General features: G+C 71.8%; 27 protein-coding genes. 7 read left to right on the plus strand and 20 right to left on the minus strand.

Going from position 1 to position 25,776, the window contains the following annotated elements:
- Positions 1 to 624, plus strand: coding sequence for a riboflavin synthase (locus LXM90_RS27895; protein ID WP_020093868.1), 624 nt, complete (start codon positions 1 to 3; stop codon positions 622 to 624).
- Between the two features lie 110 nt (positions 625 to 734).
- Here the strand turns inward: LXM90_RS27895 and LXM90_RS27900 are convergent, their stop codons facing one another.
- The 12 genes from LXM90_RS27900 to LXM90_RS27955 all read right to left on the minus strand — a co-directional run bounded on the left by LXM90_RS27900 (position 735) and on the right by LXM90_RS27955 (position 12,250).
- A complete protein-coding gene (locus LXM90_RS27900) occupies positions 735 to 1,163 on the minus strand; it encodes a PaaI family thioesterase (protein WP_234081343.1) in 429 nt (142 codons plus the stop codon).
- Between the two features lie 266 nt (positions 1,164 to 1,429).
- Positions 1,430 to 3,001, minus strand: a complete 1,572-nt coding sequence (locus LXM90_RS27905) for a SpoVR family protein (protein ID WP_100252796.1) — start codon at positions 2,999 to 3,001, stop codon at positions 1,430 to 1,432.
- A gap of 34 nt (positions 3,002 to 3,035) precedes the next feature.
- Positions 3,036 to 4,337, minus strand: coding sequence for a YeaH/YhbH family protein (locus LXM90_RS27910; RefSeq protein WP_020093871.1), 1,302 nt, complete (start codon positions 4,335 to 4,337; stop codon positions 3,036 to 3,038).
- A gap of 194 nt (positions 4,338 to 4,531) precedes the next feature.
- The gene (locus tag LXM90_RS27915) at positions 4,532 to 6,484 is read right to left on the minus strand and encodes a PrkA family serine protein kinase (protein ID WP_020093872.1); all 1,953 of its coding nucleotides are present in this window, start codon (positions 6,482 to 6,484) and stop codon (positions 4,532 to 4,534) included.
- A 218-nt stretch (positions 6,485 to 6,702) separates the two neighbouring features.
- Positions 6,703 to 7,146 (minus strand): Ig-like domain-containing protein, encoded by a 444-nt coding sequence (locus tag LXM90_RS27920; protein ID WP_026605036.1) that lies wholly within the window; start codon positions 7,144 to 7,146, stop codon positions 6,703 to 6,705.
- Between the two features lie 120 nt (positions 7,147 to 7,266).
- Entirely contained in the window at positions 7,267 to 7,686 is a 420-nt protein-coding gene (locus LXM90_RS27925; protein WP_026605037.1) for a hypothetical protein, read from the minus strand.
- 79 nt (positions 7,687 to 7,765) lie between these two features.
- Positions 7,766 to 8,266, minus strand: coding sequence for a MerR family transcriptional regulator (locus LXM90_RS27930; protein ID WP_020093875.1), 501 nt, complete (start codon positions 8,264 to 8,266; stop codon positions 7,766 to 7,768).
- Between the two features lie 113 nt (positions 8,267 to 8,379).
- Positions 8,380 to 8,700, minus strand: coding sequence for an integration host factor subunit alpha (locus LXM90_RS27935; RefSeq protein ID WP_020093876.1), 321 nt, complete (start codon positions 8,698 to 8,700; stop codon positions 8,380 to 8,382).
- A gap of 167 nt (positions 8,701 to 8,867) precedes the next feature.
- Positions 8,868 to 9,875, minus strand: a complete 1,008-nt coding sequence (locus LXM90_RS27940; RefSeq protein WP_051123757.1) for a beta-ketoacyl-ACP synthase III — start codon at positions 9,873 to 9,875, stop codon at positions 8,868 to 8,870.
- A 99-nt stretch (positions 9,876 to 9,974) separates the two neighbouring features.
- A complete protein-coding gene (plsX, locus tag LXM90_RS27945; RefSeq protein ID WP_026605038.1) occupies positions 9,975 to 11,009 on the minus strand; it encodes a phosphate acyltransferase PlsX in 1,035 nt (344 codons plus the stop codon).
- A gap of 144 nt (positions 11,010 to 11,153) precedes the next feature.
- Complete coding sequence (locus LXM90_RS27950) at positions 11,154 to 11,684, minus strand: YceD family protein (protein WP_020093879.1); 531 nt, start codon at positions 11,682 to 11,684, stop codon at positions 11,154 to 11,156.
- The gene (locus tag LXM90_RS27955; RefSeq protein WP_020093880.1) at positions 11,681 to 12,250 is read right to left on the minus strand and encodes a ubiquinol-cytochrome C chaperone family protein; all 570 of its coding nucleotides are present in this window, start codon (positions 12,248 to 12,250) and stop codon (positions 11,681 to 11,683) included. The genes LXM90_RS27950 and LXM90_RS27955 overlap by 4 nt, the downstream gene beginning before the upstream one ends.
- 155 nt (positions 12,251 to 12,405) lie before the next feature.
- Here LXM90_RS27955 and LXM90_RS27960 point away from each other — a divergent pair, with 155 nt between their 5' ends.
- Positions 12,406 to 12,903, plus strand: a complete 498-nt coding sequence (locus tag LXM90_RS27960; RefSeq protein ID WP_020093881.1) for an outer membrane protein assembly factor BamE — start codon at positions 12,406 to 12,408, stop codon at positions 12,901 to 12,903.
- On the opposite strand, the gene LXM90_RS27965 is transcribed toward LXM90_RS27960, so the two are convergent.
- From LXM90_RS27965 to LXM90_RS27980, 4 genes are all read right to left on the minus strand, one after another.
- Positions 12,840 to 13,550: an HAD hydrolase-like protein gene (locus LXM90_RS27965; RefSeq protein ID WP_181049199.1), complete on the minus strand. Its 711-nt coding sequence runs from the start codon at positions 13,548 to 13,550 to the stop codon at positions 12,840 to 12,842. The two genes, LXM90_RS27960 and LXM90_RS27965, sit on opposite strands and share 64 nt — an antisense overlap.
- Before the next feature lie 22 nt (positions 13,551 to 13,572).
- Complete coding sequence (locus LXM90_RS27970) at positions 13,573 to 15,486, minus strand: PAS domain S-box protein (RefSeq protein WP_020093883.1); 1,914 nt, start codon at positions 15,484 to 15,486, stop codon at positions 13,573 to 13,575.
- A 103-nt stretch (positions 15,487 to 15,589) separates the two neighbouring features.
- Positions 15,590 to 16,681 carry an alkene reductase gene (locus LXM90_RS27975; protein WP_020093884.1) on the minus strand — a complete coding sequence of 364 codons (1,092 nt, stop codon included), beginning with the start codon at positions 16,679 to 16,681 and terminating at the stop codon, positions 15,590 to 15,592.
- A 194-nt stretch (positions 16,682 to 16,875) separates the two neighbouring features.
- Entirely contained in the window at positions 16,876 to 19,020 is a 2,145-nt protein-coding gene (locus tag LXM90_RS27980; protein WP_020093925.1) for a sodium-translocating pyrophosphatase, read from the minus strand.
- Between the two features lie 448 nt (positions 19,021 to 19,468).
- On the opposite strand from LXM90_RS27980, the gene LXM90_RS27985 reads away from it, so the two are divergent.
- On the plus strand, positions 19,469 to 19,840 hold the full coding sequence (locus LXM90_RS27985) for a hypothetical protein (protein ID WP_026605043.1): 372 nt from the start codon (positions 19,469 to 19,471) through the stop codon (positions 19,838 to 19,840).
- Here the strand turns inward: LXM90_RS27985 and thiL are convergent.
- The 4 genes from thiL to LXM90_RS28005 form a co-directional block, all read right to left on the minus strand.
- Positions 19,760 to 20,755, minus strand: coding sequence for a thiamine-phosphate kinase (gene thiL, locus LXM90_RS27990; RefSeq protein WP_020093927.1), 996 nt, complete (start codon positions 20,753 to 20,755; stop codon positions 19,760 to 19,762). The two genes, LXM90_RS27985 and thiL, sit on opposite strands and share 81 nt — an antisense overlap.
- Positions 20,756 to 20,758: 3 nt before the next feature.
- A complete protein-coding gene (gene nusB, locus LXM90_RS27995) occupies positions 20,759 to 21,364 on the minus strand; it encodes a transcription antitermination factor NusB (RefSeq protein ID WP_170863012.1) in 606 nt (201 codons plus the stop codon).
- A gap of 11 nt (positions 21,365 to 21,375) precedes the next feature.
- On the minus strand, positions 21,376 to 21,870 hold the full coding sequence (gene ribH, locus LXM90_RS28000; RefSeq protein WP_020093929.1) for a 6,7-dimethyl-8-ribityllumazine synthase: 495 nt from the start codon (positions 21,868 to 21,870) through the stop codon (positions 21,376 to 21,378).
- Positions 21,871 to 22,013: 143 nt separating this feature from the next.
- Positions 22,014 to 22,601 (minus strand): carboxymuconolactone decarboxylase family protein, encoded by a 588-nt coding sequence (locus tag LXM90_RS28005; protein WP_020093930.1) that lies wholly within the window; start codon positions 22,599 to 22,601, stop codon positions 22,014 to 22,016.
- A gap of 174 nt (positions 22,602 to 22,775) precedes the next feature.
- On the opposite strand from LXM90_RS28005, the gene LXM90_RS28010 reads away from it, so the two are divergent.
- From LXM90_RS28010 to LXM90_RS28025, 4 genes are read left to right on the plus strand one after another with little or no spacing between them, the layout of a single operon-like run.
- A complete protein-coding gene (locus tag LXM90_RS28010) occupies positions 22,776 to 23,498 on the plus strand; it encodes an SDR family NAD(P)-dependent oxidoreductase (protein ID WP_041372745.1) in 723 nt (240 codons plus the stop codon).
- The gene (locus LXM90_RS28015) at positions 23,495 to 24,694 is read left to right on the plus strand and encodes a hypothetical protein (protein WP_020093931.1); all 1,200 of its coding nucleotides are present in this window, start codon (positions 23,495 to 23,497) and stop codon (positions 24,692 to 24,694) included. Before LXM90_RS28010 ends, LXM90_RS28015 begins: the two co-directional genes overlap by 4 nt.
- Positions 24,691 to 25,227, plus strand: a complete 537-nt coding sequence (locus LXM90_RS28020; protein ID WP_020093932.1) for an NUDIX hydrolase — start codon at positions 24,691 to 24,693, stop codon at positions 25,225 to 25,227. The genes LXM90_RS28015 and LXM90_RS28020 overlap by 4 nt, the downstream gene beginning before the upstream one ends.
- The gene (locus LXM90_RS28025) at positions 25,224 to 25,682 is read left to right on the plus strand and encodes a TIGR02301 family protein (RefSeq protein WP_020093933.1); all 459 of its coding nucleotides are present in this window, start codon (positions 25,224 to 25,226) and stop codon (positions 25,680 to 25,682) included. The genes LXM90_RS28020 and LXM90_RS28025 overlap by 4 nt, the downstream gene beginning before the upstream one ends.
- The last annotated feature ends 94 nt before the right edge of the window (positions 25,683 to 25,776 follow it).

Consider the following 25,776-nt stretch of genomic DNA (forward strand, 5'->3'; position numbering starts at 1 on the left):
ATGTTCACGGGCTTGGTCAGCGCCATCGGCACGGTCGTTTCGGTCTCGGGCGACGGTGACCTGCGCCGGATCGCGATCCGCGCCGCCTACGATCCGGCGACGATCGCGCTCGGCGCCTCGATCGCCTGCGCCGGACCGTGCCTCACCGCCGTGTCGGTGGAGCCCGCCGCGGGCGGCTGCGTCTTCGCGGTCGACGCCGCCGCCGAGACGCTGGCGCGCACCACCGTCGGCACCTGGGCGGCGGGCACGCGGATCAACCTCGAACGCTCCCTGAAGATCGGCGACGAGCTCGGCGGCCATCTCGTCACCGGCCACGTCGACGGCCTCGCCGAGATCGTGGAGCGCGTGAGCGTGACGGCCGATGCCTGGGGCGCCAGCGAGCGCTTCACCCTGCGGGCCCCGGCCGCCGTGAAGAAGTTCATCGCCGAGAAGGGCTCGGTCTGCCTCGACGGCACCTCGCTCACCGTGAATGCGGTCGCGGACGACCTGTTCTCGGTGCTGCTGATCCCGCACACGCTCCAGGTCACCACCTGGGGCGAGCGGCGGCAGGGGGATCGGCTCAACCTCGAGGTCGACCTGATCGCCCGCTACGCCGCCCGGCTCGCCGAGGCGCGTGTCGGCTGAGCCGGGCACCCTCGTCATGGCGAGCGGAGCGAAAACCCAGCAGCGCCACGCTCTCGAGTGTCGCGAAGCCCCGGCGCGCTTGGCTCCGCTCGCGATGACGGCCTGGCGCGTCAGCGCGGCGGGATCGAGTAGGTGCCGGTGGCGTGGCAGACGAGGTCCGGGCTGCCGACGGCGGTGATCGACACCTCGCCGACGGCGAGGCGCCGGCCGAGCTTGAGCAGCCGGCATTCGGCCACGAGATCCCCCGTGGCGGGCTTGCGCAGGAAGTTGAAGGTGAGGCTCGTCGTCACCGCGAGCGCCACGGGACCGATATTGGCCAGGATCGCCGCGTAGAGGGCGTAGTCGGCCAGCGCCATCATGGCCGGCCCCGACACGGTCGCGCCGGGACGCAGGAAGCGCTCGTGGGCTTCGAGCCGCATCCGCGCCGCGAGCGGTCCCACGGCCTCGAGGTGGTAGGCGCGCCCGCCCGCCTGCATCTGCGGGAATTCGCGGTCGAGGAAGTCGCCGGTCTCGGCGAGGGTGAGGATCGGGGCGGTCATTGCCCCATGCAGCACGGCGGTACCGCCGAGGCAATCACGAGGCCTTCGGAACTGCCGTCCTCATCGGAAGGTCCCAGTCGATCGGCCGGTGCCGTCTTGGCGAGCGGCGCGAAGCGATCCAGTCGGCGCTACATTCACCGATGTCGCGCGACCCTGGGTCACTTCGCCGCGCTCGTGATGACGGAGGGCTGCCGCCATCGAGGGTTTCGGCCGGACGCCACATCAGGACGGGGAATCGGGCGGGAGGCGCCCTCCCGCCGTCCCGCTCAGAAGAAGATCGGCCGCGCGCTGGCGGTGATCTCGCCGAGCACCGCGCCGGTGGCCGGCTCGACCTCCTTGAGCACCACGTCGTAGCCCCAGAGGTCGGCGAGGTGCTGCAGCACGCGCTTGGCGTCGTCCTTCTGCAGGGTGATCTTGTTGATCGCCTTGTGGTGCAGGATCAGGCGCCGGTCGCCCTCCAGATCCACGTCCACCACCTCGATGTCGGGGTCGAGCCACGCCACGTCGTACTGCCGCGCGAAGGAGCGGCGCAGCTTGCGGTAGCCGCGCTCGTCGTGGATCGCCTCCACCCGCAGCTCCGGCTCCTCCGGATCGTCGACCACGTGGAACAGGCGCAGATCGCGCATCAGCTTGGGCGACAGGAACTGCTGGATGAAGCTCTCGTCCCGGTAATTCTCCCAGCAATCGCGCAGGACCGCCATGGCGTCGCCGACCCCCGCGATGTCGGGGAACCACGCCCGGTCCTCCTCGGTCGGCTGCTCGGCGATGCGGGCGATGTCCTGCATCATCGCGAAACCGATCGCGTAGGGATTGTGGCCGCCGTAGGAGCGGTCGTCGTAGTTCGGCTGCCGGATGACGTTGGTGTGCGACTGCAGGAATTCGAGATAGGCCGCCTCGGTGATCTGCCCGGATTCCGACAGGGCGTTCATGATCCGGTAGTGGCAGTAGGTGGCGCAGCCCTCGTTCATCACCTTGGTCTGGCGCTGCGGATAGAAGTACTGGGCCACCAGGCGGACGATGCGCAGGATCTCGCGCTGCCAGGGGCGCAGGCGGGGCGCGGCCTTCTCCAGGAAATACAGGATGTTCTCCTGCGGCAGTTCGAGCAGCGCCTTGCGCCGCTCGGCGGCCGCGTCCGGACGCGCCGTGCCGATCTTCTGCGGCAGGGTGCGCCAGAGATCGTTGTAGATCTGCTCGCCGTGCTCGATCCGCTCGCGCTCGCGCCGCTGCTCGGAGGCGAGGTCCGGCCGCTTCTTGCGCGGGTAGCGGTGGACGCCCTGGCTCATCAGCGCGTGGGCGGCGTCGAGCACCTGCTCCACCGCCTGGTGGCCGTAGCGCTCCTCGCAGCGGGCGATGAAGCCCTTGGCGAAGTCGAGGTAGTCGAGGATGCCCTCGGCGTCGGTCCACTGCCGAAACAGGTAGTTGTTCTTGAAGAAGTGGTTGTGGCCGAAGGCGGCGTGCGCGATGACCAGCGTCTGCATCGTCGCCGTGTTCTCCTCCATGACGTAGGAGATGCACGGGTCCGAGTTGATGACGATCTCGTAGGCGAGCCCCATCAGGCCGCGGCGGTAGCCGGCCTCGTGCTGGGCGAAGTGCTTGCCGAACGACCAGTGCTTGTAGAACAGCGGCATGCCGATCGACGCGTAGGCGTCGAGCATCTGCTCGGCCGTGATGATCTCGATCTGGTTCGGGTACCACGACAGTCCGAGCTGCGGCCCGGCCACCGCCTCGCAGGCGTCGTGGATCCGCCGGATCGTGTCGAAATCCCAGTCGTTGCCGGTGAACAGCGGCTTCTGGTTGCCCGCGATGATCTGGGGCGTGCGTGCCTTGACGAGCGTCATGCGGCCTCCCGATCGGTTGATGCGCGCGCCGCCATCACGCCTCCGCCTCGGCGCGGCCTTCCTTGCGGCCGAACAGCTCGCGGAAGACCGGGTAGATCTCCCGGCGGTGGTTGACCTTGCGCATGGCGATCGGGCCGCCGGCCTTGGCGATGGCCTCGTAGGTCCGCCACAGGGTGGTGCGGTGCTCGACGAAGCCGGCTCGGGGACCGTTCTCGTCGCCCACCTCCAGATAGGCGAAGTGCTGGCAGGCGGGCAGGATGTGCGACCGCAGCAGCTCCGTGGAGGTCGGCCCGTCGGACGAGACGTTGTCGCCGTCCGAGGCCTGGGCCGCGTAGATGTTCCAGTCGTTCGGGTCGTAGCGCTCGGCGATGACGCGCTTCATCTCCACGAGCGCCGACGAGACCAGGGTGCCGCCGGTCTCGCGGGAGCCGAAGAAGGTCTCCTCGTCCACCTCGGTCGCCCGGTCGGTGTGGCGGATGAACACGATCTCGACGTGCCGGTAGCGGCGCGTCAGGAAGATGTGCAGCAGGATGTAGAATCGCTTGGCGAGGTCCTTCATGTGCTCGGTCATCGAGCCGGACACGTCCATCAGGCAGAACATCACCGCCTGCGCGATCGGCCGCGGATAGGGCTCGAACCGGCGGAAGCGCAGGTCGATCGGGTCGACGTAGGGGATGCGCTTCGCGCGCTCGCGCAGCCGGAACAGCGCCTGCTCCAAGTCCGGCCGCTCCGGGTGCCCCTCGGCGAGGGCGTCGAGCCGGGCCTCCAGAGCCGCGACCTCGTCGGGCTTCGGGCGCTTGAGGGCGATCCGCCGCGACATCGAGTTGCGCAGGGTTCGGGTGAGCGCGAGGTTCGCGGGCGAGCCGGTGACCGTGTAGCCCGCCCGGCGCAGTCCCTCGGTCTCGACGATGGCGAGGCGACGCTTGGCGAGGTCCGGCAGTTCCAGATCCTCGAGGAAGAGTTCCAGGAACTCCTCGCGGGTGAGCACGAAGCGGAACGCGTCCTCGCTGTTCTCGCCGCCCTCCCCGCCCTCGCCGGAGCCGCGACCGCCGCCGCTGCCCGGCGGGCGCTCGATCGTGTCGCCCTCCACGTAGGTCTTGTTGCCGGGCAGGATGTGATCCTGCAGGCCGGTGCCGGGCTGGCGCGAGAAGCGGGGCTCCCGGACGCCGTCCGCCGGCACGGTGACGCGGCCGTCCTTGCCGAGATCCTTGATGTCCTTCTCGCGGGCGGATTCCCGCACCGCGCGCTGGGCCACGTCCTTCACGCGCCGCAGGAAGCGCTGGCGGTTCGGGAGGCTCTTGCCGCCCGGGTTCAAACGTCGGTCGACGATGTGCATCCGCTGCGAAAACCCTCGTCCGCGTGCTCCGGCCGGGTCCGGACCCTTGTCGTACCATGCTGTCACCGGAGGGAAGGATCCCTCTTTGGCAGCAGGGCCGCGATCTTCGCCGGCCGGTCGTCCGAAACTGTGGCGGCGGAGGGTCGGTACGGGGCCCGGCCGATCCATCGGACGGGCCCGGGCCCCGTCGTCCCTCAGCCGGCCTGCTTCACCCGCATGTACCACTCCACCAGGCGGCGGACCTGCCGCTCGGTGTAGCCGCGCGCCACCATGCGCTCGACGAACTCGCCGTGCTTCTTCTCGGTCTCGCCGTCCTTCTTCGAGCCGAAGGAGATCACCGGCAGCAGCTCCTCCACCTGGGAGAACATCCGCCGCTCGATCACCTCGCGCAGCTTCTCGTAGCTGGTCCAGCTGGGATTCCGGCCACCGTGCTGCGCCCGGGAGCGCAGAGCGAACTTCACCACCTCGTTGCGGAAGTCCTTCGGGTTGGCGATCCCGGCGGGCTTCTCGATCTTGGTCAGCTCCTGGTTCAGGAGCTCCCGGTTCATGAGCTGGCCGGTCTCGGCGTCCTTGAAGTCCTGGTCCTCGATCCAGGCGTCGGCGTAGTCGATGTACCGGTCGAACAGGTTCTGCCCGTAATCGTGGTACGATTCGAGGTAGGCCTTCTGGATCTCGTGGCCGATGAACTCCGCGTAGCGCGGGGCCAGTTCGGTCTTGATGAATTCCAGGTACTTCTTCTCGGTCTCGGGCGGGAGCTGCTCGCGGCGCAGCGACTGCTCCAGCACGTACATCAGGTGCACCGGGTCGGCCGAGACCTCGGTGGTGTCGTGGTTGAAGGTCGCGGCCAGCACCTTGAAGGCGAAACGGGTCGAGATCCCGTCCATGCCCTCGTCGACGCCGGCCGTGTCCTTGTACTCCTGCATCGAGCGGGCGCGGGGATCGACCTCGCGCAGGGACTCGCCGTCGTAGACCCGCATCTTGGAGAAGACGTTGGAATTGGCGTGCTCGCGGAGCCGCGACAGCACCGAGAACCGCGCCAGCATCTCCAGCGTGCCGGGGGCGCAGGCCGCGTCCGACAGCTCCGAGCCGGAGATCAGCTTCTCGTAGATCCGCTGCTCCTCGGTGACGCGCAGGCAGTACGGGACCTTGATCACGTAGATCCGGTCGATGAAGGCCTCGTTGTTCTTGTTGGTCTTGAAGGTCTGCCACTCGGCCTCGTTCGAGTGCGCCAGGATCACGCCGGTGAACGGGATCGCGCCGATATTCTCGGTGCCGACGTAGTTACCCTCCTGCGTCGCGGTGAGCAGCGGGTGCAGCATCTTGATCGGCGCCTTGAACATCTCGACGAACTCGAGGATGCCCTGGTTCGCCCGGTTCAGGCCGCCCGAGTACGAGTAGGCGTCGGGATCGGCCTGCGACAGGGTCTCCAGGCGGCGGATGTCGACCTTGCCGACGAGCGAGGAGATGTCTTGGTTGTTCTCGTCACCCGGCTCGGTCTTGGCGATGGCGATCTGGCGCAGGCGCGACGGCCGGACCTTGATCACCTTGAAGCGCGAGATGTCGCCGTTGAACTCGTCGAGGCGCTTCAGCGCCCAGGGGCTCATCAGGCCGGTCAGCCGCCGGCGCGGGATGCCGTAGCGGCGCTGGATCTCCTCGCCCATGGTCTCGGGGTCGAACAGGCCCAGCGGGCTCTCGAAGACCGGCGACACTTCGTCCCCAGCCTTGAGTACGTAGACGGGGTGAACCTCCATCAGGAGCTTCAGCCGCTCGGCCAGCGACGACTTACCGCCGCCCACCGGCCCGAGCAGGTAGAGGATCTGCTTGCGCTCCTCCAGCCCCTGCGCGGCGTGGCGGAAGAACGAGACGATCCGCTCGATCGTCTCCTCCATGCCGTAGAATTCGCGGAAGGCCGGGTAGGTCCGGATCGTCCGGTTCATGAAGATCCGGCCGAGGCGCGAATCCCTGGCGGTGTCCACGAATTCCGGCTCGCCGATCGCCGCGAGGATGCGCTCGGCGGCCGAGGCGTACATCAGGGGCTCGTCGCGACAGGCCTCCAGGTACTCGGAGAGCGTCATCTCCGTGTCGCGGCGGGCCTCGTACCCTCGGGCGAAGCTCTGGAAAAGGTCGTTCGTCGCATGCATCGGCATTCGATAACCCTCTCAGACCGTGACAGCTTCATCCTGTCTCGGCTCGGATGCAACCGACAGGCCCGCTTTTGTCGCAGTGCGGCGAGCATGGCGCCCGGCATGTCGATTGCATGCAACACTCCGGAGCGCTGAAGGCGTCACGGACGAGACTCCGTGACGCCCCCGGACGGCTGACCGAGCGGCAGGACTAGCCAGATACCGTTTCGGCCGGAGCCTGCTCACAAATCCGTGCCCTCTTTCTTGCCGTCGTCTCCTGATTTGGTCCCCGCCCCCCCGACAGTGATCTTGACGGTCTGCGTCTGGACTTGGCCGTCGGAGCTCTTGACCTCGAACGTCACTTCGTCGGTACCGGTGAATCCGTTGTTGGGCTGATAGAACAGCGCCTGGACGGCCGCTTCCTTGTTGGGGCAGCGGTAGCTCGCCGGCGTCTTCAGCTTGCCGACCTTGGTGATCACCGACCCGTTCTTCGGCGGGCCCGAGACCTTGAACTCGGGCATCGGCCCAGGAGAACAGTCCTTCTTGAGGTTCGGCGCGATCTCGATGCGGACCGTCTTGCCGGGCGCCACCGTCTTGGTTCGGCTGGACGGCGTCTGGGCCAGGGCGGGCCCGGCCAGTGCCATGCTCCCTGCGAGCAGCGCGGCGAGCGGACGTAGGGCAATCATGGCAGCGTCTCTCCAGTGCCGACCCGGGACCTCTCCCCGGACACGCGTCCGGATGTCCCGTTCATCGGTGGAGACCATGTGGGGACGCCGCGCACGGGCGTCGAGGGCTCGGGCGGCGGGTTAATTCTGGAGGGCCGCCGCGACGATCCCGGTGATGCGGGCGATCTGCGCCGCGTCGAACTCGCCGGCCAGGGCGGCGGCGAGCCGCCCCTCGACCCGCGCCCGCTCCCCGGCATCGGCCACCGGCACGGGGGGAATCTCGTCCTCGGCCAGCCGGCAGACCCGGCGAATCGTCTCAGCGGCCGCCAGGAGTTTCTCCCGGTCGGTGGGACCCATCTCCCAGAGCGGGTTGCGCAGGCGGCTGATCACCCGCTTGGCGTCGCGATAGTCCCGGTCGACCCCGGTGGCCGCCTCGATCTGGCTGACGAGGAACATCAGCTCCAGGACTTCGGACGCCGCCTCCGGGCAGGAGCGGACGATCCGCATGATGCGGGCCATCAGTTCCTGGCTGGGCGTCAACTTGGGTTTGGGCGCGGCCATGCGGGCGACAACGCGACGTGTTGCCGGAAAGTTCGCCCGCCGCGCGCGGTGCCGGGGTCGTCGAGCCCGGCAGGCCCGCTCAGGCCTCCATGTCGGGCAGGTCGCGCAGCCCGTCGAGCAGGGCGCGGCAGGCGCGCAGCTCGTCCAGGGCCCCGGCCAGGGCCGCCCGGTCCGACGCGCCGAATGTCGCGCCCCCGGTCCCGCTCCGGGCTCCCGCCTCGGTCTCGACCTCCTGAAGCAGCGGCTCGGCCGCCACGGCCTCGCCGCGGCCGACGGCCTGCACGAAGCGGACGCCGTTCTCCTTGAGGACCCGCTGCGCCCCCGCGATGGTGTAGCGCTGCACGTGCAGGAGGTGGCGGATGCCGGCGACGAGCTCGACGTCCTGGGGCCGGTAGTAGCGGCGCCCCCCCGCCCGCTTCACGGGGCGGATCTGGCCGAAGCGGGTTTCCCAGAATCGCAGGACGTGCTGGGGCACGTCGAGTTCCTCGGCCACCTCGCTGATCGTCCGGAAAGCGTGGGCGCTCTTCTCGCCGATCCCGGTCGGCGGTTCGTCGGTCGAGGCGGCGAGGGCTGGCGGCATGGGCGTCTTACGGAGTGGGCGAAGCGGCCCGATCTTGCCGGCTCGCGGGGCCGCACTCAAGCCTGAAGACCCTGCCCGAAGCGCTCGCCGACGCGGCCGCATTCGCGGCGCGCTCACTCGTCGTCGTGGTCGCCCGCGCCGTTCAGGCCGTTGATCTTGGCCTTGAGCACGTTGGAGGGCTTGAACACCATCACCTGCCGCGGCTCGATCGCGACCTCGACCCCGGTCTTGGGATTGCGGCCGACGCGCTTGCCCTTGCTGCGGACCACGAAGGAGCCGAACGAGGACAGCTTCACCGTCTCGCCGCTCGCGAGGCAGCTGCAGATCTCGGACAGCACGGTCTCGACGAGGGCGGCCGACTCGGTCCGCGACAGGCCCACCTGGTGGTAGACGGCCTCGCTCAAGTCGGCGCGCGTCACCGTCTTGCCTGCCATGCCGTGTCCCCTCGCCCGCGTCGCTCGCCCCATGACGCACGGCGCGGCACCCTTGGCCGCGCCGAACGCTGAAGGCGTATCCCTATGATCCGGCACGCTAATCGGCGCTCCGCCCCCGGTCAACCGCGCCGGGACAGCGAATCGTTTCGGGCGCGCCGCCCGAAACGCTACCAGCGGATCAGCGCGGCGCCCCAGCTGAACCCGCCGCCGATCGCCTCGATCATCACGAGGTCGCCCGCCCGGATGCGGCCGTCCCGCCGCGCCACGTCGAGGGCCAGGGGTATCGAGGCCGCCGAGGTGTTGCCGTGGCGGTCCACCGTCAGGACGATCTTGTCCCGAGCGACACCGAGCTTGTCGGCCGAGGCCTCGATGATCCGGCGGTTGGCCTGATGCGGCACGAACCAATCGAGTTCCTCCGCGGTGATGCCCGCCTGCGCGAAGGCTTCCACGATCACGTCGGTGACCTGCCCGACGGCGAATCGGAACACGTCGCGGCCCTCCATGCGCAGGTGGCCGGTTGTGCCGGTGGAGCCGGGGCCGCCGTCGACGTAGAGCTTCTCCCGGTGGCGTCCGTCCGACCGCAGGCTCGCGCTGAGGACGCCGCGGTCCCCGGCCCCCTCCTGCGCCTCCAGCACGACGGCGCCGGCCCCGTCGCCGAACAGCACGCAGGTGGTGCGGTCCTCCCAGTCGACGATCCGCGAGAAGGTCTCGGCGCCGATCACGAGGGCCCGGCGGGCGGCCCCCGTGGTCAGGAACTTGTCGGCGGTCGAGACCGCGAAGACGAAGCCGGCGCACACCGCCTGCAGGTCGAAGGCCGCGCCCTGATGGATGCCCAGTGCCGCCTGGATCTGGGTCGCGGTCGCCGGGAAGGTGTGATCCGGCGTCGAGGTGGCGCAGATGACGAGGTCGATGTCGTCCGCGCTCAGCCCGGCATCGTCGAGGGCCGCCCTGGCGGCGCGCGTACCGAGGACCGAGGTGGTCTCGTCGGGTCCCGCGAGGTGGCGCTGGCGGATCCCGGTCCGCTGGACGATCCACTCGTCGGACGTGTCCACCCGCTCGGCGAGGTCGGCGTTCGTCACCACCCGCGCGGGCAGGCTCGAGCCGGTCCCGACCACCACCGAGCGCAGAGGGGGGACGCGCCGGTGCTGCTCGGGGTCAGTGCGGAGGGTTGCCATCATTGTCCTTCCCGGACGATCCAGCTTCACAATCGCCGGTTGTGAAGCCGCGGGCGTCCGATTTCCATCCCGTCCGTCGACGGAGGCCCGGTGCCGGCGTCAGGCCGGCGCCAGCGCCGCCGTCTGGTCGAGCATCTCGCGGATCGTGCGGATCATGTCGTGGCGCGCCATGTCGTGCGCCAGATCGATCGCCGCGGCGAAGCCCTGCGCGTTCTCCGAGCCGTGGCTCTTGATGACGATGCCCTCGAGGCCGAGGAACACCCCGCCGTTGGCCCGGCTCGGGTTCATCTTGTCCTTGAGGGCCTTGAAGGCCTGCCGCGCGAACAGGGCGCCGATCTTGGCGGCCAGCGTCCGGGTCATGGCGGAGCGGAGATAGGTGCCGATCTGCTTGGCGGTGCCCTCGGCGGTCTTGAGGGCGATGTTGCCGGTGAACCCCTCGGTCACCACCACGTCGACCGTGCCGCGCCCGAGATCCGTGCCCTCGACGAAGCCGTGATAGGTCAGGCCGGGGCTCTCCATCTCGCGCAGGATCCGGGCAGCCTCCTTGACCGCCTCGTTGCCCTTCATCTCCTCGGTGCCGACGTTGAGCAGGCCGACGGTGGGGCGCTCGAGGTCGAACACGATGCGCGCCATGGCCGAGCCCATCACGGCCATCTCGACGAGGTGCTCGGCATCCGTGCCGATCGTGGCGCCGACGTCGAGCACGACGCTCTCGCCGCGCACGGTCGGCCACAGGCAGGCGATGGCCGGGCGCTCGATGCCCGACATGGTCTTCAGGCAGATCTTCGACATCGCCATCAGCGCGCCGGTGTTGCCGGCCGACACGCAGGCATCGGCCTGCCCGTCGCGGACCGCCTGGATCGCCTGCCACATGGACGACTTGCCCCGGCCCTGGCGCACCGCCTGGCTCGGCTTGTCGTCCATGGCCACGGCCACGCTGGTGTGGCGGATCTCCACGCAGTCCTTGAGCCGGGGCTCCTTGGCGACCAGCGGCGCGATCACCGCCTCGTCGCCGAACATCAGGAAGGTGGTGCCGGGATGGCGCTCCCGGGCCAGCGCCGCGCCGGGCACGACCGTGGTGGGCCCGTGGTCGCCACCCATGGCGTCGAGCGAGATGCACACGCGTTGGGACATGTCGGTAGCGGGTCGCGGGTCTCGGCGGGAAAGGGGTCGGACGGCGGCGGGACGGGGCCCGCCGGGCGCGGCGGACCATAGCGATACCGGCCCGGCGGGCAAATGAAATCGGGCGGCCGGCGGTTCCGGCCGGACGCGGCGGCCTCAGCCGTCGCGGTCGCGGAGCTTGCGCAGACCGTCGAGGGGTCCGGCCTCGTCGCCCGCCACGACCGGCTCGAAGGCGATGCCGGGCTTGCGCGGGTACGGGTCGAGGCCCAGCGCCAGGAACTCGGCGGTGAGCGCGCCGAAATCGATGCGGCCGCCGACCAGGGGGTCGGGGATGTCGGCGTCCTCGGCATCGGTGCCGGCGAGCCGGTCGGTGTCGGTGAACACCACCTCGACCGGCTCCCGGACCGGCGCCTCGAAGGGTTCGAGGCTGACGGTGCAGACCTGGGTCACCAGGGCCTCCACGGTGCCGGTCACGGTGAGGCGGCTGGTCGCCCCCTCGATGGCGAAGCGCCCGACGAGGTCGCGGATCCCCGGGATGCCGAAATCGGCGGCCAGCGCCGCGCACTCGGCCGGGCTCGCCTCCACGGTGACGGCGCCGCGCCCCTGGGGCAGGCGTTCGACATTGACCCAGCGCGCGAGCGGGAAAGCGTCCTGGCCGGCATCGCGGCTGCTGGCATCGCGGCTCATGCGCGTCCTCCGTGGTCAGGGCCGGCCGGTACCGGCGCGAAGCCGTCGGGCTCCGGGAAGGGCGGCCCGGCCGCGAGCAGCCCGTCGAGATCGGCCCCGGCGAGGGCGGCGTCGGCCGCCCGCACGTAGGCGGCGAGACCGCGCCCGTCCCCCTCGCCGCCAAGCACGTTGCGGACGAGGGCGGCCGCCAGGGCCGCGGCGTCGCCGGCCTCCAGGGCCGCGTCGTAGCCCTCGGCCCGGCCGTAGAAGGCGGCGCCGAGCTTCTTCATCCGCTTGGACACGCCCATGTCGCCGACGCCGAGTTCGCGCAGGGAGGCGTCGAGCTGGGTGAAGACGGAATTCACCAGATCCTGCGCCACCTCGGCGGCCGGCGGCGGCAGCCGGTTCAGCCGGCGCAGGACCAGGATCGCGTGCAGGCACAGGGATTCGAACCGGCCCTCCACGGTGTCGGGCACGCCGAGATCCGTGTAGAGGCCTGGCCGGCGCGCGGCCTCGCTCAGGGCGACGTGCAGCCCCTCGACGGCGCGGCGGCGCGCGCCCGCGCGGCGGAACAGCCCGGCGATCATCGGTGTCGAACCCCGGCCCTCTGTGGCCAAGCTTGCCTTGTCAAAGCCATAACCCCGCGGTACGGCAACCCACGCCCAGGGCGCAAGCGCCGTCGGAGCCCCGTGCCGGCGGCGACGGTCGCGCCCCGTCCGTCAACACGCTCTCTGGGGGCCCGATGCGGCGCCGTTTCGTCCAGTCCTTCGCGCGCCTCGCCCTGCTCGGCCTCGCGGCAACCGGTCTGTCGGGCTGCATCGGCGAGGAGCTGCGCCACGGCTACCAGGTCGATCAGGCGGCGCTCGCCACGATCAAGCCCGGCATGGGCCCCGAGCAGGTGCTGCAGATCCTGGGCACGCCCTCGACCGTGTCCACGGTCGGCAACAAGTCCTGGTACTACATCTCGCAGAACACCCGCCGGACAATCATGTTCCTGGGCGAGCAGGTCGAGGACCAGAAGGTCACGGCCGTGTACTTCACCCCCGCCTTCAAGGTCGAGCGCGTGGCGCTCTACGGCCTGCAGGACGGCCGGATCTTCGACTTCATCGAGCGCACCACGCCGACGAGCGGCGCCGACCGCGCCTTCCTCAGCCAGCTGTTCCGCGGCCTGACCCGCTACGAGCCGTTCGGCAGCGGCAGCGGCACCAGCGTCGTGCCGGGCGCGAATCGCGGCATGTGACCGGCCTCGCCCGCCACGAGGCGGGCGATCGCCCCGGGCTCCGGGAAGAGGTGCTCGGGGCCATGGGACGCGAGGGCCCGCGGGTCGGTGTAGCCCCAGGCCACGGCGCCGAACGGGCAGCCCAGCGCCCGCGCCGCCTCGAGGTCCCGGATCTCGTCGCCGACACAGAGGGCCCGGTGCGGCGGCACCCCGGTCCGCGCGAGCAACGCCCGCAGCCGGCGCGCCTTCCCGAAGATCGACGCCCCGCAGGCGTATCTGCCGATGCGGGCGGCATTGTCCGGTCCGAGCACCCGCCGCACCGTGTCGGCGCGATTCGACGACAGGATCGCCAGCGGCACGCCCGCCGCCGCAATCGCGGCCAGCATCGCCGGGACGCCGGGAAACAGGGCAATCTGCGCGGCGTCGCGGGCGGCCAGCGCGTGCATGTGGCGGGCGATGAGCGGCAGCTTCCAGCGCGGGATGCCGAGATGGGCGACGATCGCCCGGGCGCCCTGGAGCCGGAGCTCCTCCACCTCGTGGGCCTCGACCCGGCGGAAGCGGTAGCGGTCGGCGACGCCGTTCAGCACCGAGCAGAACCACCCGAAACTGTCGGCCAGCGTGCCGTCGAAGTCGAGGACGACGAGACCCGGCCCGGGCGCGGCCGGCATCCGGGCCGGCATCCGAGCCACGTCAGGTCCGCAGGTTCTCGAGCGGGACGCTGAGCCGCATCAGGAGACCGCCCGGCGCCCAGTCGTGCTCCAGCGCGCCGTCGAGCTGGCCGGCGACGCTGCGCTCGGCCAGCACCGTGCCGAATCCCTTCCGGGACGGCGCGCCGGCGATCTGCGGGCCGCCCTCCTCGCGCCAGGTCAGGGTGTAGCGGCCCGCCTCGCGGGTCCCGCTCAGCGAGACGCCGCCCTCCCGCGTCGACAGGCCGCCGTACTTGACCGCGTTCGTCGCCTGCTCGTGCATGATCAGCGCGAGGGCCGTGGCGGTGCGCTCGCCGATCTCGGCATCGTCCCCCGAGATCACCACGCGGGCGCGTCCGTTCTCCTCGTAGGCGGCCATGATCAGGCGCATCAGCCCGAGCACCGTCTGGCCAGCGACCGGCGGGGCGCTGTCGGGGGAGTGCGGGCGGACGTATTCATGGGCCCGGGCCAGGGCGCCGAGCCGCTCGCGGAACGCGGCCACGAAGGGCTTGGCCGCGGGGTCGGTCCGCGCGGTCAGGGCGGCGAGGCCGCCCACCACCGCGAAGATGTTCTTGATCCGGTGCGACAGCTCGCGGATCAGCAGATCGCGGGCCTCCTCGGCGCGCTTCGCCTCGCGCAGGTCGCGGGTGACCGTGGCGTAGCCGATCTCGGCCCCGGTCGGGTCGCGCACGGGGAAGATGTTGTAGAGCACCGCCAGGGGCTCGCCGGTGACGAAGTGCCGGAAGGCGAGTTCACCCTCCCAGAACCCGTCGCGGCGCACCGCCGGCATCACCGTCTGGGCCAGGATCCGGCGACTCTCGTCGGTGAAGAAATCGGGCACTTTCTTGGCGCGGGCGGCCGCGAGGTCGGGCAGGCCGACCAGGGCCAGCGCCGCCTCGTTGAGATGGGTGATCGCGCCCTCAAGGGTGCTGAGTCCGATGAAGTCCTTGGACGTCTCGACAATCGCCGCGAGCTTGCGGGCCTCGGCCTCGGCGCGCTTCAGGTCGTCGATGTCGGTGCAGGTCCCGAACCACCGCTCGATCCGCCCCTCGGCGTCCCGGATCGGCATGGCCCGCCCCAGGGTCCAGCGGTAGTCGCCGCTGTGGTGGCGCAGGCGATACTCGATCTCGTAGGGCTCGCCGGTCGCGAGGCAGTGGCGCCACCGCGCCCAGGCCCTGTCCTGGTCCTCGGCATGGAACACACCGTTCCAGCCCTCGCCGTCGGTGGAGCCGTAGGGGACGCCGGTGAACTCGTACCAGCGGTCGTTGTAGTAGTCGTGGAACCCGTCCGGCCGCGTGGTCCAGACCATCTGGGGCATCGCCGAGGTCATCACGCGGAAGCGGCGCTCGCTCGCGGCGATCTCCGCCTCGCGGGCGGCGACCTGCGCCAGCGTCCTGCGGTGCTCCAGCAGGCTGGAGATCTGGCGCGCCAGCGCCAGCAGGGTCGCGGTCTGCTCCGAATCGAGCCCCTCCGGCCGCGGGACGCGGTCCAGCACGCACAGCGCGCCGAGCGGGATGCCATGGCTGCCGCGGATCACCGCACCCGCGTAGAACCGGAAGGCCGGTGCGCCGGTCACGAGGGGATTCTCGGTGGTCCGGGGGTCCGTGGTCAGGTCCGGGATGACGAGAAGGTCGCCGGCCTCAATCGTGTGGGCACAGACCGAGCAATTGATCGGCAGCTCGCGCTTGCCGAGGCCCACCTCCGACTTGAACCACTGCCGCTCGGCATCGACGAGGCTGACGAGCGCGACCGGCGCCCGGCAGACGTAAGCGGCGACCCGCACGAGGTCGTCGTAGAGCGGCTCGGGCTCGGAATCGAGGATCGCGAGGTCGCGCAGTTCGGCGATCCGGTCGGCGGCGCGCCAGCGCCCGTCGGTCGGTCCGGCTTCCGCGAGCGCGTGAGGTGCAGGCACATCCATGGTCCTGCCCTCACATAGGCGCGCGACGGCCCGCTGCCAAGGAATTGCCGCGGTTTCCTGCCGCAGCCCTCCGGGTCGCGGCAGGGCGCGCGACGGCGGCGCGTCAGGCGGCGCGGGACTCGGTCAGGGTCGGGTAGTCGACGTAGCCCTCGGGGCCCTGGCTGTACCACGTCGCGGCGTCGTCCTTGGCGAGCGGCGCCTTCCTGGCGATCCGCTCGGCGAGGTCCGGGTTGGCGATGAAGGTCCGGCCGAACGCGATGGCGTCGGCCTCGCCGGCATCCAGCGCCTTCTGGCCGCTGACCCCGTCGTAGTCGGCGTTCAGGATCATCGGGTTGCGGAACACGCGCCGCATCGCCGGGGCGATCGGCGGGTGGTCGGCTTTGCCGAAGGTGCCGTTCGGCCCCGGCTCGCGCATCTCCAGGAAGGCGATCCCGGCATCGGCGAGCGCCTGGGCGGCGGCGACGAACAGCGGCTCCGGGTTCGAGTCGTTGCAGCCCTGGATCGCGCCGTTCGGCGAGAGGCGCACGCCGGTGCGCTCCGGCCCGGCGACCTTCGCCACCGCCTCGGTCACCTCGCGCAGGAGCCGCACGCGGTTCTCGACGGACCCGCCGTACTGGTCGGTGCGGTGGTTGGTGCCGTCGCGGAGGAACTCGTCGATCAGGTAGCCGTTCGCGGCGTGGATCTGCACCCCGTCGAACCCGGCAGCCAGGGCGTTGGCGGTGGCCCGCTCGTAATCGCCGAGCAGGCGCGGGATCTCGGACACCTCCAGGGCGCGGGCCTCGCTGTAGGGCTTCTTGCCGGAATAGGTGTGGGCCTGGTCGGGCGCCGTCGTGGCCGAGGACGAGACCGGCTTGGCGCCGCCGAGGAAGTCCGAATGGACCATCCGGCCCATGTGCCAGATCTGACAGACGATCTTGCCGCCCTTGTCGTGCACGGCCTTCACGATCGGCCGCCACGCGTCGACCTGGGCGTCGGACCAGATGCCGGGCGCGTAGGGCCAGCCGAGCCCCTCCTGGCTGATACCGGTGGCTTCGGTGAGGATCAGGCCGGCGCCGGCGCGCTGGGCGTAGTACTCGGCCATGATCGGGGTCGGAACGTGCTCGCGGGTGCCGCGGCCGCGGGTCAGCGGCGCCATGAAGATCCGGTTCTTCGCCTCGATGGCGCCGATGCGGATCGGGTCGAGCAGGGACGGCATGGGTTACCTCGTGCTGGTGCGGCGGGGGCCGCGTCCGGGTTTTAATCCGGCGCCGAGGTGGCGCTGCGGCGCCGCGATGCCAAGGTGCTGCGCCGCGGGACTGGCCGTCGCGTGCGGGGGCGCACACGGCGAAACGGGAAGGGCCGGGCTCGCGGAGAGCCCGGCCCCGTCGGCCGATCCGGTCTTCGCGGAACTCAGCTGTGCGCCAGCACGGCGAGCAGCAGCAGGGCGATGATGTTGGTGATCTTGATCGCCGGGTTCACCGCCGGACCGGCGGTGTCCTTGTAGGGGTCGCCGACCGTGTCACCGGTCACCGCCGCCTTGTGGGCGTCGGAGCCCTTGCCGCCGTGGTGGCCGTCCTCGATGTACTTCTTGGCGTTGTCCCAGGCACCGCCGCCCGAGGTCATCGAGATCGCCACGTAGAGGCCGGTGAGGATCACGCCGAGCAGGCTCGCGCCCACGGTGGCGAAGGCCTGGCTCTTCCCGGCGATGAACTGGATCACGAAGAACAGCACTATCGGCGACAGGACCGGCAGCAGCGACGGGATGATCATCTCCTTGATCGCCGCGCGGGTGAGCATGTCCACCGCCCGCCCGTAATCCGGCCGGTCCGTGCCCTGCATGATGCCGGGCTTGGCCCGGAACTGGCGCCGGACCTCCTCGACCACCGCGCCCGCCGCGCGCCCGACCGCCGTCATGGCGATGCCGGCGAACAGGAACGGGATCAGGCCGCCGAGCAGCAGCCCGACCACGACGTAGGGGTTGGAGAGCGAGAAATCGACGCTGACGCCCTGGAAGAAGCGGTACTGCGTCGGGCTCGCATGGGCGATGAAGTAGTTCAGGTCCGACGTGTAGGCGGCAAACAGCACCAGCGCGCCGAGACCCGCCGAGCCGATCGCGTAGCCCTTCGTCACCGCCTTGGTGGTGTTGCCGACCGCGTCGAGGGCGTCGGTCGACTTGCGCACCTCCGAGGGCAGGCCCGCCATCTCGGCGATGCCGCCGGCATTGTCGGTGACCGGCCCGAAGGCGTCCAGCGCCACGATGAAGCCCGCGAGCGCCAGCATGGCGGTGACCGCGATGGCGATGCCGAACAGGCCGGCGAGCGCGTAGGTGCTGATGATGCCTGCCACGATCACGATGGCCGGCAGCGCGGTCGATTCGAGCGAGATCGCCAGCCCCTGGATCACGTTGGTGCCGTGGCCGGTCACCGACGCGTCGGCGATCGACTTCACCGGGCGGAAGTTGGTGCCCGTGTAGTACTCGGTGATCACGACGATCAGCGCCGTGATGGCGAGCCCGATCACCGCGCAGCCGAACAGCGCGGCCGACGTGAAGGTCAGGCCGGTCGAGGTGGTGAAGCTCGTCGAGAAGCCGCCTAGCAGGGTCATGTTGACCGCCGCGATCGCCGCGATGGAGAGCACGCCGGCGGCGATCAGCCCCTTGTAGAGCGCCCCCATGATCGACTGGTTCGCGCCGAGCCGCACCGCGTAGGTGCCGGCGATGGAGGTGAGGATGCAGGCCGACCCGATGGCGAGCGGGTACAGCATCATCGGCTCGAGGACGTCGCGGTTGCTCCCGCCCGCGCCGGAGAAGAAGATCGCGGCCAGCACCATCGTGGCGACGACCGTGACCGCGTAGGTCTCGAACAGGTCGGCCGCCATGCCGGCGCAGTCGCCGACATTGTCGCCGACATTGTCGGCGATGGTGGCGGGGTTGCGCGGATCGTCCTCCGGGATGCCGGCCTCGACCTTGCCGACGAGGTCGCCGCCGACATCGGCGCCCTTGGTGAAGATGCCGCCGCCGAGGCGGGCGAAGATCGAGATCAGCGAGGCGCCGAAGCCGAGCGCCACGAGGGCGTCGATCACCTCGCGGCTCGACGGCTCGAGATGGGCGGCGCGGGTGAGGAACAGGTAGTAGAGGGCCACGCCCAGCAGCGCGAGGCCCGCCACCAGCATGCCGGTCACCGCCCCCGACTTGAAGGCGACGTCGAGGCCGCCGCCCAGCGAGGTCGAGGCGGCCTGGGCCGTGCGGACGTTGGCCCGGACCGAGACGTTCATGCCGATGAAGCCGGCCGCGCCCGACAGAACGGCGCCGATCAGGAAGCCGACCGCGACCTTGATCCCGAGGAAGACGGCGAGAAGGACGAACAGGACGACGCCGACGAGGCCGATCGTCGTGTATTGCCGCCGGAGATAGGCCTGCGCGCCCTCGGCGATGGCGGCGGCGATCTCCTGCATGCGCTGCGTGCCGGCGTCGCGCCGCATCACGTCGAGGATCGTGACGATGCCGTAGGCGACGGCGCAGAGCCCGCCCGCGATGATCAGGATCAAGGGAATCATTCGACCGTCCTTGTTATTATCGTGCCTGGCGTTGGCTTGTGATTGTCGAGCTTGGCCGCCGGACGACGGCCATGGGACGCGGCGCTCGGATTCGGGGCTTTCCTTCCCAGAACAATGCCTTGATTGCCAAACTTCGCCGGGGAGCGCAAACGCCGCGTCGGCGGGCGACGCCGGTAATCGGGCCTCACGACCCGGGGGCTAAAAAGCCCTCGAATCCGCAATGCTGCATTATGTTGCAGATCTGGTTTCCCGCCGGCCGCTGCACACGGTTCCATGGGCGCGAGCCCCCTCTTCCGTGCGGGATAGGGGGCCGAGCGCGGCTCCCGCGAGCGGAGACGCCCGTCCCCCGAACCGGAACATCACGAACGCGAGCGGCTCGAGCGGCCGTTAACGTCGCCTTAACCAACCGATATTCTATTTTTGGTTGTATTCGGACGAGGGACTCGCCATGAGCAGCGACCAGGCCGCCAGGTTGGCGGCGACCATCGAGGTGTTGAGCGGCGCGGTCGGCTTCCTGATCGCAGAGCGGGTCGCGGCGCAGCCGGTCACGATCCAGGACGACCTGCTCTGCGTGCTGCAGCGCGCCCTGTCCCGGGCGCCGGGCGCGGGCGGGGACCCGGCCGGCCGCTGGATCCCGGTGGTCGCCGCCGCGATGATCGGCGAGGTCCGGCGCCAGATCGGCCACCCGGCCGGGGATTCCGCCGGCCCGATGATCTCGGGACCGGACGCGATCTGGGCGTCAGAAGTGGCTGAAGGCTCCGGCCGCGAACACGCGCTCGGCGCCATCGCGCATTTCGAAGCGCGGCGGGCCGTCGCCTGAGGTGACGGTGCCGATGGCGGCGACGGCGATCCCGGCCGCCGCGGCCTCAGCCCGGAAATCCGCCAGGCGCTCCGGCGCGACGGTGCAGAGGATCTCGTAATCGTCGCCGCCGGTCAGGACCGCCTCGATCAGGGCGGGGTCCGCCGCGCAGGCGCACCGGGCCGCCTCCGAGAGCGGCACGTCCGCCGTCGCCACCCGGGCGGTGCGGCCCGCGCCCAGCATCTTGGCGAGATCGCCCGCGAGGCCGTCGGACACGTCCATGGCCGCCGAGGCGTGGCGGCGGATGGCCGGCGCGGCGGCGAGCCGCGGGCGCGGGTGCAGGTAGCGGTCGGCGAGTTCGGCCCGCAGCGCCGGATCGAGGCCGGCCGCCCAGGGGGCGTCGCCCTCCAGGCGCATCCGCAGGCCGAGGGCGGCGTCGCCGATCGTGCCGGTGACGCAGATCCGGTCGCCGACCCGCGCGGTGGCGCGCCGCACGATGGCGCCGGTCGGCAGCTCGCCGAACACGCTCACCGAGATCAGCGCGGGGCCGCCGGAGCGCACCGTGTCGCCGCCCAGCAGCGGGCAGCCGGCCGCCTCGGCCGCCGCGCCGAGCCCCTGCGCGAATCCGGCGAGCCAGGTCTCCGTCCAATCGTCGGGCAGCGCCAGGGTCAGCAGGAAGCCGCGCGGGACCGCGCCCTTGGCGGCGATGTCGGAGAGGTTCACGCCGAGCGCCTTGCGGGCGATCGAGGCCGGCGGATCCTCCGCGAAGTAGTGGACGCCCGCCACCACGGCGTCGGCGGTGAGGACGAGGTCGTGGCCCGGCGCCGGTGTCAGCGCGGCGGCGTCGTCCCGGAGCCCGTCGGCGCCCGGCCCCGCGAGCGGGGCGAAGTAGCGGGCGATCAGCCCCTCCTCGGAGGCGCGGGCCGGCCCGACCAAGACTCAGGCCTTCCCGGCCGACGGTTTCCCAGCCGCAGCTTTGCCGGGGAGCGGCTTGGACGAGCCCGGCTTGCCGGAGGCCTTCGGGGCCCCGACCTCGCCCGGCCGGACCTCCCGGGCGACCCGGTCGAGGACGGCGTTGACGAGGCCCGGCTCGTCGGCCGTGTAGAAGCTGTGGGCGACGTCGACGTATTCCGAGATCGCCGCGGCCGCCGGCACGTCGCGGCGGAACATCAGCTCGTAGGCGCCCGCCCGCAGGATCGCCCGGAGCACGATCTCGATGCGCCGCAGCGGCCAGCCCTGCGCGAGGGCCTGGTCGAGCTTGGGGTCGATGGCGCGCTGCTCCTCGACCGTGCCGCGCAGCAGGTCGCGGAAGAACGCGGTCTCGGCCGGGGGATGGGCGATCCCGTCGACCTCCTGGCCGATCCAGAAGGCCTCGAACTCGGCGAGGGCGTCGAGCACGCCCTTGCCGGAGACGTCCATCTCGTAGAGCGCCTGCACCACCGCGAGGCGGGCGCCGCTGCGCAGGCTGATCTTGGCGGGGGCGCCGGCGGTGCCGGTGCCATTCTCCGCGCCGGTCTCCGGCTGGGTCTCGGGGGTCCCGGTCATGGGTGTATCCGTCATCGCGGGCGCGCGCCTTCGGCCGCACGCTTCAGGGCGAGCACGCCGAGCGCCGCCTCGGCGGCGCCGCCGCCCTTGTTCATCTCGGCGACCCGGGCGCGGGCGAGCGCCTGCGCCTCGGTCTCGACCGTGAGGATGCCGTTGCCCAGCGGCACGCGGCGCTGCACCGACAGGTCCATGAGCGCCCGGGCGCTCTCGCCGGCGACGATGTCGTAGTGGCCGGTCTCGCCGCGGATCACGCAGCCGAGCGCCACCACGGCGTCGTAGGCGCCCGTGTCGAGCAGGATCGCCACGGCGGCGGGGATCTCCAGGGCCCCCGGCACGGTGACCACGGTGGCCTGCGCGTCGGCGGCCGCGATCGCCGCCAGGGCGCCGGCCAGGAGTTCGTCGGCGATCGCGTCGTAGTAGCGCGCCTCGACCACGAGGATCCGGGCGCCGGCGAGCGCCGGGTCGGTGGGCTTGGGCGCCGAATCGGCGCGGGTATGGGCGACCATGGCTCTCGTCCGGCCGGGTTTTCGGGAACGGGCGGGCGGCACGTCGGGCACCCGCACGGGGGAGGACGGTTAGACCGAAGCGGCCGGCGCCACAAGCCGCGCGGGATCGACCCCGGCCCGCGCCGCGGCCGCGGCGGCGCGCCCTACCCGACCAGCGGCGGCAGCGGCGGGGCCGCGGGGCCGCCCTCCGGCAGGGCCGTGCGGGCGACGTTCATCGTCATGGCGAGCAGCGCGTAGTAGCCGTTGATGCCGGTCAGATCGATCGCCCCCTGCTCGCCGAAGCGCGCGACCAGGGCCGCGTAGGTCGCGTCGCTCACCGCGCGGTTGCGCATCAGCTCGGTCGAGAACGCGTAGGCGAGGGCCTCGTCGGCGCTCATCGTGTCGGGGCGGCGCCCCGCGGCCAGCGCCCGCGCGGTCTCGGGGGCGACCCCGGCCTCGAGGGCGATCGGGTGGTGGATCGCCCACTCGACCGGCTGGCTCCATTCCCGCGCGACCACCAGGATCGCGAACTCGCTGATCCGCAGCGGCAGGACGCTGCCGTAGCGCAGGTACTGGCCCATCCGGCTCGCGCACAGCATCAGCTCGGGGCTGCGCAGGAGCGGCACGAACGGCCCGAAGACCGGGACGCCGCGCTCGGCCCGGAACGCGGCCGCCGCCTCTTCCTGCGCCGGGGACAGGCCGCCGGCCGGGATCTCCGGCATGCGCTCCGCGCTGGTCTGCCCGCTGGCCATGCGTTTCCCCTCCGTGCTCCGGCGCCGACGCGCGGCCCGCTCTGGATTTCCGGTGCCCGTGCGCCTAGACCATTGGGGCTCACCGGCACGCACCGCGCCCGACCGGGCGGCGATCCCTGAACGCCAGCGAGGCTTACGGCTTTGGCCCTCCCCGTCAACGAACGCCGGCGCATCATGCTGCTCACGGGCGCGAGCCGGGGCATCGGCCACGCCACCGTCAAGCGCTTCTCGGCCGCGGGCTGGCGCGTGATCACCTGCTCGCGCCACGCCTTCCCGGAGAACTGCCCCTGGGAGATGGGCCCCGAGGACCACCTGCAGGTCGACCTCGCCGACGCGCAGGACACGGTCCGCGCCGTCGAGGAGGTGCGGGGCCGGCTCGCCGCAGAGGGCGGGGTGCTGCACGCGCTGGTCAACAATGCCGGGATCTCGCCGAAGGGGCCGGAGGGCGAGCGCCTCGGCGCGCTGGCCACCGAGTTCGACACGTGGCAGCGGGTCTTCCAGGTCAACCTCTTCGCCACGATCCTGCTGGCCCGGGGCCTGCGCGAGGAACTGGCCCGGGCCAAGGGCTCGGTCGTCAACGTGACGTCGATCGCCGGCTCGCGCGTCCACCCCTTCGCGGGGGCGGCGTACGGCACCTCCAAGGCGGCGCTGGCGGGCCTGACCCGCGAGATGGCCGCCGATTTCGGGCCGCTCGGCGTGCGGGTGAACGCGATCTCGCCGGGCGAGATCGACACGTCGATCCTGTCGCCCGGCACCGAGAAGCTCGTCGAGCAGATCCCGCAGCGCCGGCTCGGCACGCCGGACGAGGTCGCCAAGGCGATCTACTTCCTGTGCACCGAGGCCTCCTCCTACGTGAACGGCGCCGAGCTCCACATCAACGGCGGCCAGCACGTTTGACCAGATCGGTCGCTTCCTGGGGCGCTTCCGCGCGCGCGGCGTTACCGCGCCGGCACCCGGCGGCGCGCCGCGGGCGGGTCTCGCTCGTCCTGGGCCTCCTCGCGTGCTTCGCGCCCGTCGCGGGGGCGCGGGCCGAGCCCGGAATCCGGATCCTCGACCTGCCCTTCAAGGTGCGGGCGCTGCGCGGCTCGCGCAGCGAGGCCGCGGTCTCGGTGGCGACCTCCGGGCTCCTGCCGATCACCGGCGGCATGGCAGGGGCAAAAGCCGGCGCGCAGGGCGGTGGCCAGCAGACCGGCGACGAGGAGAGCGCGCCGATCGCCGTGGTCTGGGGCGACGACGGCGGCGCCGTGCTCGCCCTCGCGGAGGGCGGCGTCACCGTGCGGCCGATCGGTCGGGACGCGGTCGAGGGGCTGACCGCCGCCGAGACGCCGCGCGGGGCTCTGCCGGGCTCGCGCCGGGCCCTCTCGGGCCCCCTGAGCGCCTATCTCACCGGGCGCACCCGCGCCCCCGACGGCGGCGCGGCCGCCGCGGTGCTGACGATCCGCGAGCGCCAGCCGATGGCGGTGAGCACCGATCCGAAGCCCGTCCCCGTGGCCACCGTGACAGTGCCGGCGGGGGGCGAGGCCGTGTTCGCGCCGCTGCGGCCGCGCCTGCTGCGCCTCGGGGACCGCCCGGCGCTGCTGGCGGCGACGCTGTCCGGCGCGGATGCCGGTGGCCTCGTGCTGATCGACCGGCCCGCCGGCGATCCGGGCGCGGCCTGGGCCGTCGCCGCCCGCACGCCCGCCCAGCCGGGCCCACCCCTCAAGATCGCCGGCATCGCGGATTTCTCCGGATCGGGCGCCACCCAGGCCGCGACGGTCAGCGCCAAGGGCCGGCTCCAGCTCTGGACGCTGCGTCCCGACGCGATCGAGCCCGCCGGCGAGGCCGCGGGCTACGCGGCCGGCGACGGCGATTCGGATCTCGCCGTGACCGTTCCGGCCGGCGGCAGCCCCGAGCTCGTCCTGCCGGTGGCGGGCCGGCCGGAGATCGCCTTCGTGGCGGCCAAGGGCGGCCTGCGCGAGCGGGCGCGCATGCCGCTGCCGGCCCCCGCGGAGACCGGCATCGTCGTCCTCGGCGAGGGCGCGGCGGCGCGGCTGCTCGTCGGCCTCGCCGACGGCCGGGTGGCCGTCGTGGCACCGGACGAGGGCAAGCCGTGACCGCGGGCGCACCGGATTCCGACAGCCGACTGTTCCCGGCCCGGCCCTTCGTGGGCGCGTCGATCGCGGTGATCCGCGGCGAGCGGGTCCTGCTGGCGGCGCGGGCCAACGAGCCGATGCGCGGCGTCTGGACCCTGCCGGGCGGCCTCGTGGAGGCGGGCGAGTCCCTGGCCGAGGCGGCCCTGCGCGAACTGTCCGAGGAGGTCGGCCTGCCCGCCGAGGTGGTCGGCGTGCTCTCGCCCACGGAGATCATCGTCCGGGACGAGGCCGGCCGGGCCCGCCACCACTACGTCGTCCACCCGCACGCCGCCCTGTGGTGCGGCGGCGAGCCCGTGGCCGGGCCCGAAGCCCTGGGCACCCGCTGGGCGACGCTCGCGGAGGTCGCGACCCTTCCGACCACCCCCGGCCTGGTCGACACCCTGCGCGAGGCCTTCGCGCGGGTGGCGGCCCAGGGCATGGATGGAACCACGGACGGGAGCGCGGATCGGCACGCGAACCGCGCGGGAATGCCGGGCGGGGAGCCGACGGCGTGAGGCGCCCCGCGACCCTCCTGTGCCTGCTAGCGCTCCTGGCAGGCCCGGTCTCCGCGCCGGCGCTGGCGCAGCAGCGCTCCGGCCGGAGCGGCGCGCCCGCCAAGGAAGCCGCGAAGGAGCCGTCCAAGGAGGCGCCCGCCCCCGCGGACGTGCCCGCGCCCTACGACCGCGACCTGCTGCGCATGTCCGAGATCATCGGGGCCCTGGCGTTCCTGCGGAACCTCTGCGCGGCCCCGGACGCGGCCGACTGGCCGGCCCGCATGAAGGCGCTGATCGACTCCGAGGGCGTGACCCCGGCCCGCCGCGACCGGCTGGCCGGCGCCTACAACCGCGGCTATCGCGGCTACGCGCTGACCTACCGGGTCTGCACGCCCGCGGCCCACGAGGCGGCCGCCCGGTACGTCGCGGAGGGCGACCGGCTGTCGCACGCACTGGCCGGGCGTTTCGGGGGGTGATGCAGGTACAGCACACATACCGGCGATGCCGGCGAAACATCGGATTTGAGCGCTCGCGTTAACCGATCCGAAATTCTCGGCTGGCCGAGCCGCC

This window comes from Methylobacterium oryzae (assembly GCF_021398735.1).
Taxonomy (GTDB): domain Bacteria; phylum Pseudomonadota; class Alphaproteobacteria; order Rhizobiales; family Beijerinckiaceae; genus Methylobacterium.